Origin of the sequence: Xenorhabdus thuongxuanensis, assembly GCF_001908095.1 — a bacterium.
Taxonomy (GTDB): Bacteria; Pseudomonadota; Gammaproteobacteria; order Enterobacterales; family Enterobacteriaceae; genus Xenorhabdus; species Xenorhabdus thuongxuanensis.
Genome location: NZ_MKGR01000037.1, coordinates 1 through 14897, shown reverse-complemented (window position 1 = coordinate 14897; position 14897 = coordinate 1). Strand labels below are relative to the sequence as shown.

Below are 14897 nucleotides of genomic sequence, written 5' to 3'. Positions count from 1 at the left end.
CGTTAGGTACTGCCCGGGTGAACACCTGCATTTTCATTCCATCAGGGCCATAAAAAATCATATCGGAACCATGCCCGATTGTTGTTAAACCGAGGTTTTTCACAAACGCCTGTTTGTTGGGGATATCGGCGCCGTTTCGGGATTTTTCGAGTCTGGTGTTAGCGTTGTTATCGGCATGGGTGGCATTTTGATTCGCCGTTGTTGCCAAATCATAAGCAGTCTTCACCGCTTTCGGGGTTGCCGCCTGCGTTTCGCTGTTGCTGTTTACCGCACTGCTCAAGAGCACAAATCCTTTCTCTTTCAGCGTCGCATCAGGGTGACGACGGCTTTGCTCATGCTCACGGATAGCGTTAGCGACCGCGGAATCCGCATACTCGCGGGTTGCCAGTACCACAGACGGATCAATCTTTAATGTTACCGCGTCCGTGTGGCTGACAATCAGCACCATGCGAATGGTCTGGGTACGCCCGGAACCTTCCTGCAATTGGGGTTTGTAGGTTTCGGCGCAGTTACCCACCGCAATCAGAATGCCATCTTTATCAAACAGGCCAATCTCACGAATCCACCAACCGCCCTCACTTTCCGGTATGATCTGTTCAGCCATAATTTGGTTGGTATTTTTAGGATCAACACTCAGGACATTAATCGCGGCACGACGTTTTTCACTCACTAATTTGGTTTGTTTGGTATCTGGCGTTGGCAAGCTGCCACCCCCATCACCCACGGCCATATGGGTAATTTCAATTTTGGTGCCTAATGCCGCTGCATTTGCCAACTTATCTGCGCCTAACTGCGTCAACAGCGCAAAGTACTTTGTGCTCATGATTTAATCCTCATATCATCAATAACATGCACCGCTGCGCCGACAATGTCGGCACCGGTGACAATCACCGATTGGGGTAAATAGGGGTAAACAGTCAGGGCATCCCCGCTGTAACTGGTCACGGCACAATACGCTGTACCACCTGTCTCTAATTGAATAGACATCCCAACCAGATGACGTGACGCAGGTTTGGCATCAAAAATCAGGCGTTCCAGCTCCTGATAGGTTTCGGCCGTAATCCCCGTGTCCAGCACCCCGATATCGAGCCGAAAGGTGCCAGGTGCCTCGTTAGTCTGCCACCATTCAATCACACGGATCAGGTAACCGAATGGCTCTACCACACGCCGGATTGCACCAATGGTGCCCTTGTGCTTATGAACAAACATCGCTACTCGGATTGATTCACGTTTAGTATGCTCCGGCCAATCCATATCCCAGCGATCAACTGACCACGCCCACGCTAGATAGGGTAATAATTTCACTGGACAACGATCTGGATTCCACAGGTCACGGAGGGGAACGCGCACCGTTGCCAGTGCTGCCAGTGCCTCTGCTGCGGCCACTTCCAATGGTGACGAGCCGACCGGTAGTAGGCGATTACTCATCAGAACCCCCGATAATGACCTGTGCGTTGGTGCAGTGACTAGCCTGGGTTTTATCCAATACGATATCTTTCACGGGTTTTTTTAGTTCGACCCGCTGAACACCGGGCGCATGGAGCGTGGCAAAAATGGCGCTGCGTACGATATCACGGCCGATTCGGTGCTGCTCGGCGGTATAACGTGCTAACCGTGCCTGTATATCTGTCAATATTGGTTCATATTCCGGTGTGGGGTAGAGGTATAACACGGCGTCAATCTCATAATCGACAATCTTAGCGGACTGTACGATCAGTCGGTCAGCGACGGGGCGCACGTCCTCATCATTCAGGGCGCGACTGACGGTCGCGATCAGTGCCTCACTGGCAGCCCCGTTTCCCTCACGGGACAAAATACTGACGGTCACATGCGCTGGCGCTGGGCTGATGACGGAGGCATCCGCGACCCGACCGTCAGCACTGCGTGCATGGTATTCATAGGCACCAACGGGGCCTGCAACACTCAGACCCTCAAACGCCTGCGGAATGCGTACGCGATAGTCGCTGTCAGACTCTAGCACGGCAGGCACTGGCGGCACGGTATTATTGTCGGCTGTTTGTAATATCAACCGACTGACATTGTTGTTCGCGCCCAGTTGGTCTAAATCATTGCCTCTGGCATATGCCACCATCGCTGCGCGAGCGGCTTCATTGATACGCTGGCGTAACAGCAATTCTCGGTAGGCGTTTTCCTGGATCAATTTGGTGATAGGCTCCGATTCCAGCGCCAGTGTGCGAGCGATCGCCTCGCGCTGTTCCGGTGGGTACAGGGCAATCAGCGCCAATTTACGTTCGGCAAACAGCGCTTCAAAATCCAGTGACTCAACCACATCGGGTGGGGGTAACTGGCTTAAATCAATCGTTGGCATCGTTACCTCACAGGTACGGAAAATACAATCGGATCACGTTCCGATGAATAATGGCCGCTGATATCAACTGTCATTTGTCCCGCTGCATTTTGACTGAGCGTAATCGCAGTTAATGCAATACGTGGTTCCCATCGCTGGATAGCGGTATAGCAGGCTGCCATCAGTTGCAGGCGGAGTGCTGGGTTCTGCGGGGCGTCGATGAGCGCCGATAACAGAGAACCATATTGACGGCGCGCAATTCGGCTTCCCACCGGCGTCATCAAGATATCGCTGACGGATTGGCGAATATGATCGATATCGGTTAGTTGTTCACCGGTTTGGCGATTCATGCCCAAATACCTCATGAAACAGGGTCTCCTGATGTACCGTCACCACTGCGCACACCACGATGCCGGTGTGAATCAACCACAGTCCCGTTAGAGCTGAATTGGCCGCCAATGTGGGTAATATTACCGCGCATCGTCCCGCCGTCCCTGATTTCCAGACTGCCTGTGGTTAAATGGTGCGTGCAGATAACCGTTGGGGTATCCAGAGTGATTTGATTGCCGGCCGTACAGGTGATATCGGGTGCGGTGACATGGATAGAAACCTGGGCGTTAACGGTGGCCGTTTTAATCCCCGTAACCGTTAATGCCCCGGTTTGCGGTTCGTACTCGATAATCGCTCCATCGGGAAAAACCAGATGTGCGGCCGTCGGTGAGTAGGACGGCGCAGGAAATTCATCGGAAAAAATCGCCGGCAGCACAAAGGCGGTGGTGAGATCGCCACCGATAGACAGCAATAAAACCTGCTCGCCAACACTGGGCGCCCACCATGTCCGGGCGTTCCCAGCTCTGGACGTCATCCAGTTCAGCCAGTCAGTTTCAAGGGCCCCAGTTTCTACCCGGCAAACACCCCGGGTGGTATCCACCTGAGTGATGGTGCCAATGCGGATCAGATTGCGCAGTCGACGCAACAGTTCGGTTAATTGTGTGTTCATACGCACAACATGTCACTACGCACCCGCATCTGCACGTTATCGGGGTTGTGTCAGACCTGACACACATTAGCGGGTGAGATGTGCCAGAATTTGCTCTTCAATATGCGCGATATCTTGCGTCGTTAGCCCTAATAACTGGCGTGCCGGATACTGCACGCTGATATTTTTGCCGCGCATCCGCTCTTTTAAACCGAACTGGTGCACGCGGGCAATGTTAGCCGCAGAGGGTAAAAAGTAGATAGCAGCTTCATTCTCGCTGTTATACGTCCGTAAAAAACGAGCCGTCGCTAACTTTTTAAACATGCGTGTCTGTTTAGTTTTTCGCTCAGTACTGATGCGGTCTTGTTTAATACTGATAAAACGTTGGATATCGTCTTTACGGAATGAGCGAACCGCTTTTTTATCCACATCATAGCCGGTGATCATCTGGCCGCGGCTCTGCCAGTTCTTTAAATGGCGTTGTTGGCCGCGCCAGAGAAACCGCATTTCACGTTGCACCGTGACAAAGCTGGCCTTGCGTTTGGTATAGTGGCTACCGTCCGGGTTTTTCTGTTGCTGAATACGCCTGATTTGCGAGCGGCGCAGGTCGCGGCTGATCTCTTTGGCAAGTTGTCGGCGTTGACCCGGTGACATACGCCCCAGCAAGGCGCTCAGCTCACTATCCAGACGCAGGGTATCATTATTTGTCATCGGTTTATGTCGGCCATGTATCAAATGGGTTTTCCGGCTCAGCCAATGCTTCAATCACCCATTTACCGCCAATGTCTTTTGCCAGTATCCGTTCAGTCAGGTTTAAATCAATACTGATATGTGCCGTGGTGTTGTCCAGTATGACGGCTTCAAATTTAAAATCCTGTCGGCGCTTATCTGGATTCGCTAATATATCCGACTGGTATTCACGCAACCAGTCAACCACAACGGCCATCAGAATATTTTGATCACCATTGTAGCGCTCAATAATAATATTGACCGTGTATTCATATTCGAATGAGGGTGTCGGCGCCAGCGTTGATATAATGCGACCATTCTCGACAAACAAATACAGATTTTCAGGGTTAGCCCGCAGATAAGGCACTTTTTTGGCGAGAAACTCCCGCAGGTTAGTTAATTTTTTCACGCTGGCGTACCTCTTCAATGGCTTTGATATCGTGCTTGTCCTGATTGCACTGTTCAATCACCGTTAATAACTGCTCATTTAAAATGAGACTATCACTCCATGTCATTGTGTCCGGTATGGCTGGAGGTAAACAATCAGCGAGCAGAGGTGGCGGAATCGGTATCGGGGGCAGTGGCACGTATTCGGTTCGTGTGTTGCTGCAACCGGACAACAGCCCCATCAGGCACAATACGATGGGCACAATCATGACTAACAACCACCGTTTTGATGGCGGCCTGAGTTGTCTCAGAATCCACGGCTGACTGCTGTCGGTTTTCGCTATTAATTCGTGAGATTTCATTGAATAACCTGATAGAGTGGTAAGCGTTGTTAGTGATGAATTGCTGGCGTTGATTTTGCTGTTTCAATAATACATTCTCAACATACACCGAATAGATGGAATATGTTGCATAACCAATCAGCGCGATAACTACAATCACAGCGCCAAATTTTAATTGCCATTTCATGACTGTCTGCCAACAAATTGATTGTATTTCTTGCCTAAAAGACAGAATCCAAAAACAATCGGCATAAAAATGACCAATATTGGCCACATGAATGACATTAATAAAACGACACCGAATTCCTCCGGATCGTTAGCTCGTTTTCCTATCAATGTAAAAATAATGAATGCTGCAATAAAACCCACAAAATAAACTATTAGAGCCATCTCAATAATACCCATCGTTCAATTCCTCATAGCAGTTCAAACGCCCGTGTGAGAACATCATCTGAATACGGTTGATGGCCGTTCTCCATCTGTATCATCGCCTTAGTCAATGCTGTCATGATGGATTTGTCATTAACGTCAATCACTGCATGGCTGGATACACCGACTGTTTGGCTCACATACGTGATGTAGCTCTCGGTATCATTTTCATTCGGTGGTGCCCAGCGTGAAATAAACTGGCGGATCGTATTATCACCGTAGAGTTTCACGTAATTGCGCAGGATTTTGAGCATCGCCCGTATACCATATTCCGGTGACACAAATTGACAAAATGACTCATCTGTCTGGATGTCACGCAAGCCTAGCCATTTATCCCCGTGGCGGATATTGCCAGGGTTGTTATTTCTAATTCCTCGGCGGGGTTTCACATTAGCCATGCTTTCCTCCGGTAAATCGTGCCCAGAAATAGGCCAATGCGATACTGCCCATTGCACCGGATACGCCCGTTGCAAACAGAGTGATGTAAATACTTTGATTAAATTCAATACTCAGCAGACCACCGAGCATCCCCGTAAAGCCGGATACAACCATTTGCATAAAGGCACCAAACCAGCTCCACGGTGTGTTGTTCGTCTTAATATCAATGATGTATCTCACAGCGCCGCCCCATACGGAAATGAAGAGCAGTAATAACCATTGCGCTATACCGAAGCCGTTTGGCTCTTCATCAAACATTTGTCACTAATCCCATAACTGTATAAGTGGTTGTGTTGATTCTGTTGTGACATCGGGCATTTCAATCACCAATCCAGCAGGAATAACCGTGCCATAATCGGCCAATCCCGGATTAGCCAGTAGCACCGCCTCAGTCATTCCGGTTGTCCGACCGTAAAAACGCCAACAAATCTCATCAACCGTATCCAATTGAATTGAAAGTATTTTCATATCAATGCCACAATGTTATGTGTGGTGCCTTTAATGCGTTGGATGGCCCACACAGCATCACGGCGTAAATCGTCAATGGTGGGATCAAGCATATCGGCTTTTTTCGCCCCGTCTGATGTTGTATCAATATCGCGGTAGCGCTCGTTAAGACTGGCTTTTGCTGTGCAATACACCGCGCGGCGGTAGAGATATACCAGTTCAGATTCATGGCTGATCTGGCTGGCTGGGACACTCTCTAGGGTGTGATAGCCGCGGCTGATTTCCTGTAACTGCCAACTGGCCAGCTCTCGGTTGGTTTCAATCACCGCATTTTTCAGCGCTCCAATCAAACGACCCGCAGTTACTGTGCCATCACTACGCATGGTGGCGCGAAAATCGGTAGTATGAATAGATGGCCAGAAATCACCGCTGGTGATCTCCTCGTCTGCCTCTATAGCCGGTTCTGGTGACGTGAAATCCATAAAAGAGCCTCTGAATAGGTGGGCGGTGGGCGAGAGTTCGAAATTAGATTCTTATCCCGCGCCGCCCTGGCGCGTTGGCACGTTCGTTAATTGTCAGCGCTGTTTTTCGCTGCCAAGATTTTCTCTAATTGCTTGATATCTGCTTTTACCCCTGAGCGATCATGGAGTTCAAGGGCGCGCATCAACTCGCACAATGCGAGTTGTGGGAAGTCGTTATCACGCAAGCTATAACCCAACCATTTATGCAGTTCCCCGCGGACTTTATCAGGCATATCTTCATGTTCAATCAATGACATGGTGCGCTGTAATATGTCTAATGGGATCGGGTTTTTCGCGGTATACGCGTCTTTAGCCCGGTCGGCCATTTCTTCCGCGATAGCACAACCGGCTGTACGTGATTGCCCCTCGGGCATGGTGAGCCGGTGCTTTAAGGCATATTCGGCAATATCCAGCCCTTGTGCATAAACACCGGCGTCAAAGCTCCACAACATGAGGTACATCAAAACGTCATCTTGCCCCCCTGATTGGTGACGGAGGGTTTCAGTGATCCACGTTTCATACAGTGGCAACGCGTTACGTTTGTAAGTCGCTTTGCGCTCAAATGACTGGATTTTCCCCAAGTCTCGTCTGTGCTGGCGTAACATCAGCTTCACTTGCGTGGTGACTGAGGGATCGGCCAGCCGGCCATATTCAGCGGCTTGCCTGGCCTCCACTTGCATGCGTTTCTTTTCCCACGGGTTCACGCTTTACTCTTCCGTTTTGTTCGCATTATCTGTTTTAACTGGCGCATCAAGCTTGGCTTTGATCAGCTCAATGTTTTCAATCAACGCGACACAGTCGTAATCTTCGACAATGTAATCTTCATTAACCGATTCGTAGTTTTCCACCCGGTCACGCTTTGGATTATCCAGTACCTGACGGCGCCGCGAGTCTTCCTGCCAGTAAATCGATAGATTATCCAGTCGGGTGATCAACATGGCGTCTTTTGGAAAATACGGCACCCGCACCGCAGGCAAACCGCCAATACGTTTTTGGCTGATAATCACCTCCGCCGCCAACGCTTCGGTGTTGGCCTGGTCACGGTTAACGATAGGAAAATATTTATCGGATAACAGTTGGCGGCCACAAATAACAACCAGTTCGGTATCATCGGCGTACACTTCAGAAATGGCTTCATCCACAGCGTGCATGACCAGTGCATCCAGGTTGGCATAATCTCCCCCTTTACCCACTTTAAGGGGTTCGGCGGTAGTGACATCGGTATCTTTATCGGTGGAGGAACCGATCACATGGCGGGGTGCTTCCAGTCGGATTTTATGCAACCAACCGACATTCACGTCCTGCAATAATTTATGCGTGGTGCGGTCAGATGTAGCGGCGCGGTGCGTGCCGTTCCAGCCAATCATGATGCGGTCAAGCGCCTGACGTTTGATAATTTCATCACGAATGCGGCGCTGGAAATCGTCAAAAATGGCCCACATATCCAATTTTTCGTAACGAATGGCGGTATCAAAGTTGGTCTGCTTACAGTGATACTGCTGTTTAGACAAATCGGTGGGATCAGTCGGTTCGCGGTCTTTCTCTTTGGTGTCCGTTGTGCCGGCAATGGTGGAGCCGATGCCTAAGCCAATTTTTTCCCCCACTTGCGATTTAACGGGAACAATATTGATCATCGTTAAAAAGGCGGCACTCAGTTGAATTTTGCTTTCCAGCTTTTGCGCGGCAGAGGGCGCGATTTCCACTTTTGAGGTGGTGAACGTTGCGGGTTCAACACCGTAAAGTTCACCCAAACGGGTTAGATAACCGTTAAATTTAAAGCGTGTTTCTGTTCTCATCGTCGTTTCCGTTTAGCAGTCAGTGAGGTTTTCGGTGTTTTCGCCGTTACCGCCAAAAGCGTGGGGGCGTTGGGGCTGCTTATCTTGCTGGCTGAGATCGGTTTTCAAGGTGTCCAATTCAGCGCGTAATGCTGCGGTTTGCTTTTTAACTGCATCAAGTTCATCTGTTTTCTGTGAGAGCTTTTCAACTTCACCCGCGGTTTTAACCTGCTCGGTTGCACACAGTTCAATGGACTGGCGAATATCAGACAAATTGATATCATTGGTTTTGCGTTCTCGGGTAAACAGCGCCTTGATACTGTCTAACAAGCCGGTTTTATCACTGTCTTCGGTAAACTCAATCCGGGTTTCTTCGGCCGCGGTAAAGACGTTGTCTTTATGCTGTTTACGCTCTGACAAACGGGTATTTTGCCCCTCACCATCCTGGCTAAATTGCAACATACTGGTGCCCAGGCTGGCCGGGTTATCGGTGACAGCCAACCCAACCAGATAAGCGCCGCCCATATCGGAAAAGTTCGGGTTGATTTCCACCGAGGTATAGACTTTCTGGCGCTTTTTATTCATTTCTATCAGTTCAGGCGTCGGCGTCAGCACGCCATAGAGCGCCAGCTTGCCGGACAAGGGGCCTTCACTGATTTCTTCGGTGTAGACTGAATCGACATCCCCGAAACGGGGCATCCACGAGTAATTCCAGTGCTCCATATTGATACGGGCACCGTAAACCGTGGGGTTGTAATTCTTTTCGATATCCGTCAGCCATTGGCGCTGGACTTTGCGGCCATCAGTGGTGGCCCCTTCAACACAAAGGCGCACCGGCTTACTTTTTTTCGTCATTGCTCAGGCTCCGGCAATTAAATGTAGGTTCATGCGTAAAAAACAAAACAGCGTGCGCCTATGTTTTCAGGGATGAGCGGTCAGAAACAATGCTTTGCCATTGTATGGGAACTGGCACAACGGGCACGCAGCGCGAGCGGGGTCGCCAGCCAGTAATCTGGCGGTATGAAGACATTACACGATCTTGACCCACGTAAGAGAGCCATGCACCTGTACTTTAGCGGGTACAGGATCGCGCGCATTGCGGAAATCCTCAACGAAAACGCCGTCACCATTCACAGCTGGAAACGGCGTGACAAATGGGATGACATCACCCCCTTTGACCGTGTTGAAATGAGTGTTGAAGCGCGCCTTTGTACGCTGATCAGCAAAGAAAACAAAGAAGGGAAAGACTTCAAAGAGATTGATTTGCTGTACCGTCAGCTTAAACGGCACGCCCAAATTCACCGTTATCAGGCGGGCGGCAATGAAGCGGATCTGAACCCGAAGATAGCCAACCGCAACAAGGGCCAGCGCCGCGCCCCGGAAAAGAACGTGTTCAGCGAAGAACAGATCGAAAAGCTCGAGCAAATTTTCCGCGAAAACATGTTTGAGTACCAGAAAGTCTGGTATGGCGCAGGACATCAACACCGCATTCGCAATATTCTCAAATCCCGCCAGATAGGGGCAACGTACTTTTTTGCCCGCGAAGCGTTTATGGACGCCCTGATCACCGGACGCAATCAAATCTTTTTATCGGCCAGTAAGGCACAAGCGCACGTTTTCAAAGGTTACATCATTGATATGGCGCGCGAGGTGGATGTTGATCTCAAAGGCGATCCCATTGTTTTACCCAATGGGGCTACGCTTTATTTTCTGGGGACGAATGCCCGCACCGCCCAAAGTTATCACGGCAACCTCTATCTGGATGAATATTTCTGGATACCCCGCTTTCAAGAGCTGCGCAAAGTGGCATCGGGTATGGCGATGCATAAAAAGTGGCGTCAAACGTATTTTTCAACGCCATCGGCACTCACACACAGTGCCTATCCGTTCTGGTCAGGAAAGTTATTTAATCGCGGACGACGCAAGGCAGATCATGTTGAGGTCGATACCACCCACCGCGCCTTAGTTAACGGCAAGATGTGCGATGATGGTCAATGGCGGCAAATCGTCACCATTGAAGATGCGATGAAAGGGGGGTGCAACTTATTTGATATCGACCAGCTCTATCTCGAATATAGCCCTGATGAATTCGAAAACTTGCTAATGTGTGAGTTTGTCGATGATATCGCGTCAATTTTCAACTTACAGCTCATGCAAAAATGCGTAGTCGATAGCTGGGAAGTGTGGGACGACGTGCAACCCTTGATGATCCGTCCGTATGCCTATCATCCGGTCTGGATTGGATACGATCCGGCCAAAGGGACGCAAAACGGGGACAGTGCCGGGTGTGTTGTCATCGCGCCGCCCCGGTTCCCGGGAGGCAAATTTCGGATACTGGAGCACCATCAATGGCGCGGTATGGATTTTCGCGCCCAGTCTGACGCAATCAAGGCACTGACCGAACGCTATAATGTGCAATATATCGGTATTGATTCCACCGGTCTGGGTCACGGTGTTTTACAAAATGTGCGTGATTTTTTCCCGGCGGCAAAAGAGTTTGTTTATAACCCCGCGTTAAAAAATGCCCTGGTACTCAAAGCCTATGACGTGATCAGCCATGACCGGCTGGAATATGACGCCGGCAGCAATGACATCACCCAATCGTTTATGGCCATTCGGCGGGCAACCACCGCCAGCGGCAACCGCCCCACCTATGAAGCTGACCGTAGCGAAGAAGCCAGCCATGCGGATTTAGCCTGGGCAACCATGCACGCACTCTATAACGAACCGATTACCGGCGAGAATAGCAACCATCATAATATTATTGAGGTCTTTTAATGAGCCGTAAGAATAAGAAACGCCAGAGCCAGAAACTGACACCGACACCGGATACCGCCCCAATGGAGGCGTTCACGTTTGGTGACCCTATCCCCGTGCTGGATAAACGTGAAATCTTTGATTACCTGGAATGTGTGCGCATCGATAATTACTATGAGCCGCCTATCAGTTTTAACGGGCTGTCGCGCACGTTCCGCGCCGCGCCCCATCATAGCAGTGCCATTTTTGTTAAACGTAACATCCTGACCAGCACGTTCATTCCGCACCCGTATTTAAGCCGCCAAACGTTTGATAGCTGGGCGCTGGACTTTTTACTCTTCGGCAATGGTTACCTGGAATTGCGTGATAACCGATTAGGGCAACCACTGACCCTGAAACACTCGCCGGCGAAGTTCACGCGCCGTGGGGCTGATCTCGATACCTATTGGTTTGTGCAGTATGGCTATGAGATCCAGCCGTTTGAGTTCAAAACCGGGAAGGTCTTTCATTTGATAGAGCCGGATATTAACCAGGAGCTGTATGGTTTACCGGAATATCTGGCGGCTATTCCGTCCGTTCTGCTCAATGAAGCCTCGACATTGTTTCGCCGTAAGTATTACCTCAATGGCTCGCACGCGGGGTACATTCTCTATATCAGTGATGCTGCACAGAAAACGGATGATGTGGATAAAATTCGGGAAGCCCTGAAAAGCAGCAAAGGCCCCGGCAATTTTCGCAATCTGTTTTTATACGCCCCCGGCGGCAAGAAAGATGGCATCCAGACTATCCCACTGTCCGAAGCCGCAGCGAAAGATGAATTCTTGAATATCAAGAATGTGAGCCGTGATGATATGTTGGCGGCGCACCGTGTCCCTCCTCAGCTAATGGGGATTATCCCGCAGAATACCGGCGGCTTTGGCGATGTGGAAAAAGCGGCCAAAGTGTTTGTGCGCAACGAACTGTTGCCGCTGCAAAGCAAGATGAAACAGTTGAATGACTGGCTCGGGGAAGAAGTGATCCGGTTTGGGCGCTATTCGCTGGAGACGGACAACAACGACTAACCCACATCACGTAGATGATACGACCGTCTGCGAGGCGGTCTTTTTTTGCCCGAAGAAAAGTAGTTTCAAGTGGGATGATTTCAATATGAAAGTTGAGTTCAGCATACCACCAAACGCCGCCGCGCGCAGTCGTGACCCCGCCGCGCCTGCCCACTAAATGTGTCGTTTTTTATGCACCTGCAAGAGATCGTCTGGCAGGCGCCAGCACTGGCGCTTGGCGAGGGATAAGATCCTTGTTTGATCTTGCGGATTGATGCACGGAACAGGGAGTCTTGTGCGGGATACATGAACAGGAAGACCTTAGCAATACTGGACTTATGAAATATTGGGATGTCAAGAAAAATTGTGCAGTTTTGTGATAAATTGTGAGGTATTTTCCATTTTTTAAAGTTAAGTTTATTTACAATTTTAAATGCTTATTCTTTATTATTATGGTGAACATTATGATTACTAGTCAAAAAACTTTTACTAACATGACAAATTATTATATTGCCATTGATGTCCGAGGAGGAATATCCGGTTCGACCCTACCAGAAGAAGAGGCATATATTACCCTTCCCGCTGGTCAACAAGGAACGGTTAGTTACGGAGGAGACTTCATGTATTATTTGCGCGTTCATTTTGAAAACAATGGAAATGTCAATTTTACTCAAACGTTAATCGATATAAGTCGTACTGGAACTCTATACCATTTTTTTAATGAGAATGAGTCATTCAAGATTGGATTTGATGACGATTCTTTTATGCTTAAATTAACACGTTACTGATAATTATATCATTTGGTGTAAAACCAATTTCAACTAAAATAATTGACGAGGATTTTCCCATGAATGACAAAGAGTCAGGTAAAAAACTTATAACTAATTTTACAAACTTACCTGTAACGGTGATTTTAACATCTAATAAGGGTGGTCAGGCAAAGTCGGAATGTTTACCACCTAAGAATGCAGAAGAATTGAAATATGGTAATTCCGAAGATCCTTTCATCAAGAAATTACATTTTGAATCAAAAACATATGAAGGAAATCATCTGAGTTATAAAATAATAATCGATTATGAAACAGATAAAGAAGGCGCGGGAATATATAAACTATTGAATAATAACGATCATCTTATTTTTAAGGATGGTGAAATCAAATATGGTATTCGATTATCTGGACAAAATTAAGAAGCATGTATCAATATTTACATAAAAATTTCAACAACATGATGGAGTGGTCAAATAGTATTTGATAAAAACATTTCACCACTCCATTGAATCAAACAGAATTATAAAATAATTTATCTGTGGGGTTTTATCTTCCTGATTAACTTCGCATATGAGGCAACCGACACAAATACAGCTCTTCAAATTCCTGTTGTGACCGATTCTGACGAAGCCGTTCTTCATTCCAGCGGCTTTCAGCAAAATCAAACAACGTCACCGTATCGAAAAAAGCGGACTCACTAAAAACTCGATTCAAGGTAAAAAAACGCTTATAAGTTTCCTCACCGTTATCCCCTGAACATCGGGAAGAATAAAACGTTTTATGCCATTTTTCATGCATTGACAGACTCAAGGCTAATAGCACCAATTGAACGGGATTATCCGACCAAGCCCACTCTGACACATACACATCGCCAGACAAAGCAGCAACATAGCTATTTTCATGTGCAAAGCGGATTTCAGCGCCATTACTGAGCCTTACCCCATGAATATCTTCGGCATTTTCGGTTAAATAGGTTTGTTGATTTGGGAAATACTGCGCAAGGTAGCGAACAAAAAACGGCAAAAATTCCTTATTGGACAGAAAAAACTTATTCCGCCCTGTCCGACAAGCATCATTTAACGCCTCCAGTACGAAATAATAATCAGCACCTATCTGTCGGCATTTATGCAAAAAGCGATTACGATGATGCTGATTGGCTTTCCAGCGTTGCTGCCAGACAAACAAACCTGACTCAAATTGATGATTAATGTTGTTAACAATTTCAGGGGTTAAATTTAAGGTGAACATTGTGCCTTTTCCTCTAAAAACTCACAAAAATGATCTATATTCATCATCACGAGAACGACCGCATATATAAATATCCATACCAATTGCCAACGCCACAGCTGATTTTCATTAAAATGCCTTACCGCCAGATTTGGCGCGATTTTCTCGTTTATGGTCTGCCCGATGCCTGTTGTATTCGAGCTTTTCAGCAATCGCGCCCTCAATGTCATAACCAAATGCCGCTGCGTAATCCAAAATACGGATGACAGCATCAGCTAACTCAACCTCAGCCATAGGGCGATGAGGCAAATGATCATCCATCAGATTTTTGCGCTCTCCTTCCATTGCCTCGCTGATTTCGGAGTGGATTAAACAGAGCAATGTTCCGCGTTCACGGGGATTATCCCACCAACCCGCGTCGATATTTTGTTGGTGAATCTGTTGTTGTATCTGTTTGATTTTCATTACCTTACCCTTTCGAAATAGTTAGTTATCACAAGTCTATAAACTCTCTGGAATAACCAATTGGAGAGCTTGTTTAATTGTTGGATAGGCCACCATCATCAGATGTTTCTTTAAATCGCTGTAGGGCTGCCAAGTCTTTTGGTTGTAAGTAATTCATATTATGCTTTCCTCATTTCACCAATTTGCTTAATCCGCTGCCGCAGTGCCTCGCGGCGCGCCTCTTGCTGCCGTTCCGATCCCAGCGGAATAAAACTGCCATTCGTCCATAACTGAAATGGTTGTTT

General features: G+C 48.1%; 23 protein-coding genes. 4 read left to right on the top strand and 19 right to left on the bottom strand.

The window, feature by feature from the left end; translation table 11 throughout:
* From Xentx_RS16540 to Xentx_RS16465, 17 genes are all read right to left on the bottom strand, one after another.
* The coding region (locus tag Xentx_RS16540; protein ID WP_208607597.1) for a phage tail protein at positions 1–823 on the bottom strand (823 nt) is incomplete at its 3' end.
* Positions 820–1428: a phage tail protein I gene (locus Xentx_RS16535; protein WP_074021574.1), complete on the bottom strand. Its 609-nt coding sequence runs from the start codon at positions 1426–1428 to the stop codon at positions 820–822. The genes Xentx_RS16540 and Xentx_RS16535, both read right to left, overlap by 4 nt.
* The gene (locus Xentx_RS16530) at positions 1421–2329 is read right to left on the bottom strand and encodes a baseplate assembly protein (protein WP_074021573.1); all 909 of its coding nucleotides are present in this window, start codon (positions 2327–2329) and stop codon (positions 1421–1423) included. Before Xentx_RS16530 ends, Xentx_RS16535 begins: the two co-directional genes overlap by 8 nt.
* Positions 2330–2331: 2 nt before the next feature.
* Positions 2332–2673, bottom strand: coding sequence for a GPW/gp25 family protein (locus Xentx_RS16525; protein WP_074021571.1), 342 nt, complete (start codon positions 2671–2673; stop codon positions 2332–2334).
* On the bottom strand, positions 2670–3308 hold the full coding sequence (locus Xentx_RS16520) for a phage baseplate assembly protein V (RefSeq protein ID WP_074021569.1): 639 nt from the start codon (positions 3306–3308) through the stop codon (positions 2670–2672). Before Xentx_RS16520 ends, Xentx_RS16525 begins: the two co-directional genes overlap by 4 nt.
* Before the next feature lie 66 nt (positions 3309–3374).
* Complete coding sequence (locus tag Xentx_RS16515) at positions 3375–3998, bottom strand: phage virion morphogenesis protein (protein ID WP_074021568.1); 624 nt, start codon at positions 3996–3998, stop codon at positions 3375–3377.
* A 4-nt stretch (positions 3999–4002) separates the two neighbouring features.
* Positions 4003–4425, bottom strand: coding sequence for a phage tail protein (locus Xentx_RS16510; protein ID WP_074021566.1), 423 nt, complete (start codon positions 4423–4425; stop codon positions 4003–4005).
* Positions 4409–4645 (bottom strand): Rz1-like lysis system protein LysC, encoded by a 237-nt coding sequence (lysC, locus tag Xentx_RS20200; protein WP_422645861.1) that lies wholly within the window; start codon positions 4643–4645, stop codon positions 4409–4411. Before lysC ends, Xentx_RS16510 begins: the two co-directional genes overlap by 17 nt.
* Entirely contained in the window at positions 4560–4931 is a 372-nt protein-coding gene (locus Xentx_RS18620; RefSeq protein ID WP_083601043.1) for a hypothetical protein, read from the bottom strand. Before Xentx_RS18620 ends, lysC begins: the two co-directional genes overlap by 86 nt.
* On the bottom strand, positions 4928–5149 hold the full coding sequence (locus Xentx_RS16500; protein WP_074021564.1) for a hypothetical protein: 222 nt from the start codon (positions 5147–5149) through the stop codon (positions 4928–4930). The genes Xentx_RS18620 and Xentx_RS16500 overlap by 4 nt, the downstream gene beginning before the upstream one ends.
* Positions 5150–5160: 11 nt before the next feature.
* The gene (locus Xentx_RS16495) at positions 5161–5571 is read right to left on the bottom strand and encodes a structural protein (RefSeq protein WP_074021562.1); all 411 of its coding nucleotides are present in this window, start codon (positions 5569–5571) and stop codon (positions 5161–5163) included.
* Positions 5564–5869, bottom strand: coding sequence for a phage holin family protein (locus tag Xentx_RS16490; protein WP_074021561.1), 306 nt, complete (start codon positions 5867–5869; stop codon positions 5564–5566). The genes Xentx_RS16495 and Xentx_RS16490 overlap by 8 nt, the downstream gene beginning before the upstream one ends.
* A 6-nt stretch (positions 5870–5875) precedes the next feature.
* A complete protein-coding gene (locus Xentx_RS16485; protein ID WP_074021559.1) occupies positions 5876–6079 on the bottom strand; it encodes a tail protein X in 204 nt (67 codons plus the stop codon).
* Positions 6076–6540: a head completion/stabilization protein gene (locus Xentx_RS16480; protein ID WP_074021557.1), complete on the bottom strand. Its 465-nt coding sequence runs from the start codon at positions 6538–6540 to the stop codon at positions 6076–6078. Before Xentx_RS16480 ends, Xentx_RS16485 begins: the two co-directional genes overlap by 4 nt.
* 86 nt (positions 6541–6626) lie before the next feature.
* A complete protein-coding gene (gpM, locus tag Xentx_RS16475; protein ID WP_074021555.1) occupies positions 6627–7283 on the bottom strand; it encodes a phage terminase small subunit in 657 nt (218 codons plus the stop codon).
* Between the two features lie 3 nt (positions 7284–7286).
* Entirely contained in the window at positions 7287–8375 is a 1089-nt protein-coding gene (locus Xentx_RS16470; protein ID WP_074021554.1) for a phage major capsid protein, P2 family, read from the bottom strand.
* 12 nt (positions 8376–8387) lie between these two features.
* Entirely contained in the window at positions 8388–9209 is an 822-nt protein-coding gene (locus tag Xentx_RS16465; protein ID WP_074021552.1) for a GPO family capsid scaffolding protein, read from the bottom strand.
* A 165-nt stretch (positions 9210–9374) separates the two neighbouring features.
* Here Xentx_RS16465 and Xentx_RS16460 point away from each other — a divergent pair, with 165 nt between their 5' ends.
* From Xentx_RS16460 to Xentx_RS16445, 4 genes are all read left to right on the top strand, one after another.
* Complete coding sequence (locus tag Xentx_RS16460) at positions 9375–11132, top strand: terminase ATPase subunit family protein (RefSeq protein WP_074021551.1); 1758 nt, start codon at positions 9375–9377, stop codon at positions 11130–11132.
* Positions 11132–12172, top strand: coding sequence for a phage portal protein (locus Xentx_RS16455; RefSeq protein ID WP_074021549.1), 1041 nt, complete (start codon positions 11132–11134; stop codon positions 12170–12172). Before Xentx_RS16460 ends, Xentx_RS16455 begins: the two co-directional genes overlap by 1 nt.
* A 443-nt stretch (positions 12173–12615) precedes the next feature.
* Positions 12616–12939, top strand: a complete 324-nt coding sequence (locus tag Xentx_RS16450; protein ID WP_074021547.1) for a hypothetical protein — start codon at positions 12616–12618, stop codon at positions 12937–12939.
* Between the two features lie 59 nt (positions 12940–12998).
* Positions 12999–13340 (top strand): hypothetical protein, encoded by a 342-nt coding sequence (locus Xentx_RS16445; RefSeq protein ID WP_074021545.1) that lies wholly within the window; start codon positions 12999–13001, stop codon positions 13338–13340.
* Positions 13341–13479: 139 nt separating this feature from the next.
* Here the strand turns inward: Xentx_RS16445 and Xentx_RS16440 are convergent, their stop codons facing one another.
* Together Xentx_RS16440 and Xentx_RS16435 are read right to left on the bottom strand one after the other, a co-directional pair.
* The gene (locus Xentx_RS16440; RefSeq protein WP_074021543.1) at positions 13480–14169 is read right to left on the bottom strand and encodes a terminase large subunit domain-containing protein; all 690 of its coding nucleotides are present in this window, start codon (positions 14167–14169) and stop codon (positions 13480–13482) included.
* 108 nt (positions 14170–14277) lie between these two features.
* Complete coding sequence (locus Xentx_RS16435; RefSeq protein WP_083601039.1) at positions 14278–14613, bottom strand: nucleoside triphosphate pyrophosphohydrolase family protein; 336 nt, start codon at positions 14611–14613, stop codon at positions 14278–14280.
* Positions 14614–14897: the final 284 nt, after the last annotated feature.

Coding starts and splice junctions, on each gene's coding strand:
- Xentx_RS16530 (WP_074021573.1), bottom strand. CDS start 2,329: ATGCCAACGATTGATTTAAGCCAGTTACCCCCACCCGATGTGGTTGAG.
- Xentx_RS16520 (WP_074021569.1), bottom strand. CDS start 3,308: ATGAACACACAATTAACCGAACTGTTGCGTCGACTGCGCAATCTGATC.
- Xentx_RS16525 (WP_074021571.1), bottom strand. CDS start 2,673: ATGAGGTATTTGGGCATGAATCGCCAAACCGGTGAACAACTAACCGAT.
- Xentx_RS16450 (WP_074021547.1), top strand. CDS start 12,616: ATGATTACTAGTCAAAAAACTTTTACTAACATGACAAATTATTATATT.
- Xentx_RS16515 (WP_074021568.1), bottom strand. CDS start 3,998: ATGACAAATAATGATACCCTGCGTCTGGATAGTGAGCTGAGCGCCTTG.
- lysC (WP_422645861.1), bottom strand. CDS start 4,645: ATGGGGCTGTTGTCCGGTTGCAGCAACACACGAACCGAATACGTGCCA.
- Xentx_RS16470 (WP_074021554.1), bottom strand. CDS start 8,375: ATGAGAACAGAAACACGCTTTAAATTTAACGGTTATCTAACCCGTTTG.
- Xentx_RS16435 (WP_083601039.1), bottom strand. CDS start 14,613: ATGAAAATCAAACAGATACAACAACAGATTCACCAACAAAATATCGAC.
- Xentx_RS16455 (WP_074021549.1), top strand. CDS start 11,132: ATGAGCCGTAAGAATAAGAAACGCCAGAGCCAGAAACTGACACCGACA.
- Xentx_RS16490 (WP_074021561.1), bottom strand. CDS start 5,869: ATGTTTGATGAAGAGCCAAACGGCTTCGGTATAGCGCAATGGTTATTA.
- Xentx_RS16445 (WP_074021545.1), top strand. CDS start 12,999: ATGAATGACAAAGAGTCAGGTAAAAAACTTATAACTAATTTTACAAAC.
- Xentx_RS16440 (WP_074021543.1), bottom strand. CDS start 14,169: ATGTTCACCTTAAATTTAACCCCTGAAATTGTTAACAACATTAATCAT.
- Xentx_RS16500 (WP_074021564.1), bottom strand. CDS start 5,149: ATGGGTATTATTGAGATGGCTCTAATAGTTTATTTTGTGGGTTTTATT.
- Xentx_RS16485 (WP_074021559.1), bottom strand. CDS start 6,079: ATGAAAATACTTTCAATTCAATTGGATACGGTTGATGAGATTTGTTGG.
- Xentx_RS16465 (WP_074021552.1), bottom strand. CDS start 9,209: ATGACGAAAAAAAGTAAGCCGGTGCGCCTTTGTGTTGAAGGGGCCACC.
- Xentx_RS16460 (WP_074021551.1), top strand. CDS start 9,375: ATGAAGACATTACACGATCTTGACCCACGTAAGAGAGCCATGCACCTG.
- Xentx_RS16480 (WP_074021557.1), bottom strand. CDS start 6,540: ATGGATTTCACGTCACCAGAACCGGCTATAGAGGCAGACGAGGAGATC.
- Xentx_RS18620 (WP_083601043.1), bottom strand. CDS start 4,931: ATGAAATGGCAATTAAAATTTGGCGCTGTGATTGTAGTTATCGCGCTG.
- Xentx_RS16495 (WP_074021562.1), bottom strand. CDS start 5,571: ATGGCTAATGTGAAACCCCGCCGAGGAATTAGAAATAACAACCCTGGC.
- Xentx_RS16535 (WP_074021574.1), bottom strand. CDS start 1,428: ATGAGTAATCGCCTACTACCGGTCGGCTCGTCACCATTGGAAGTGGCC.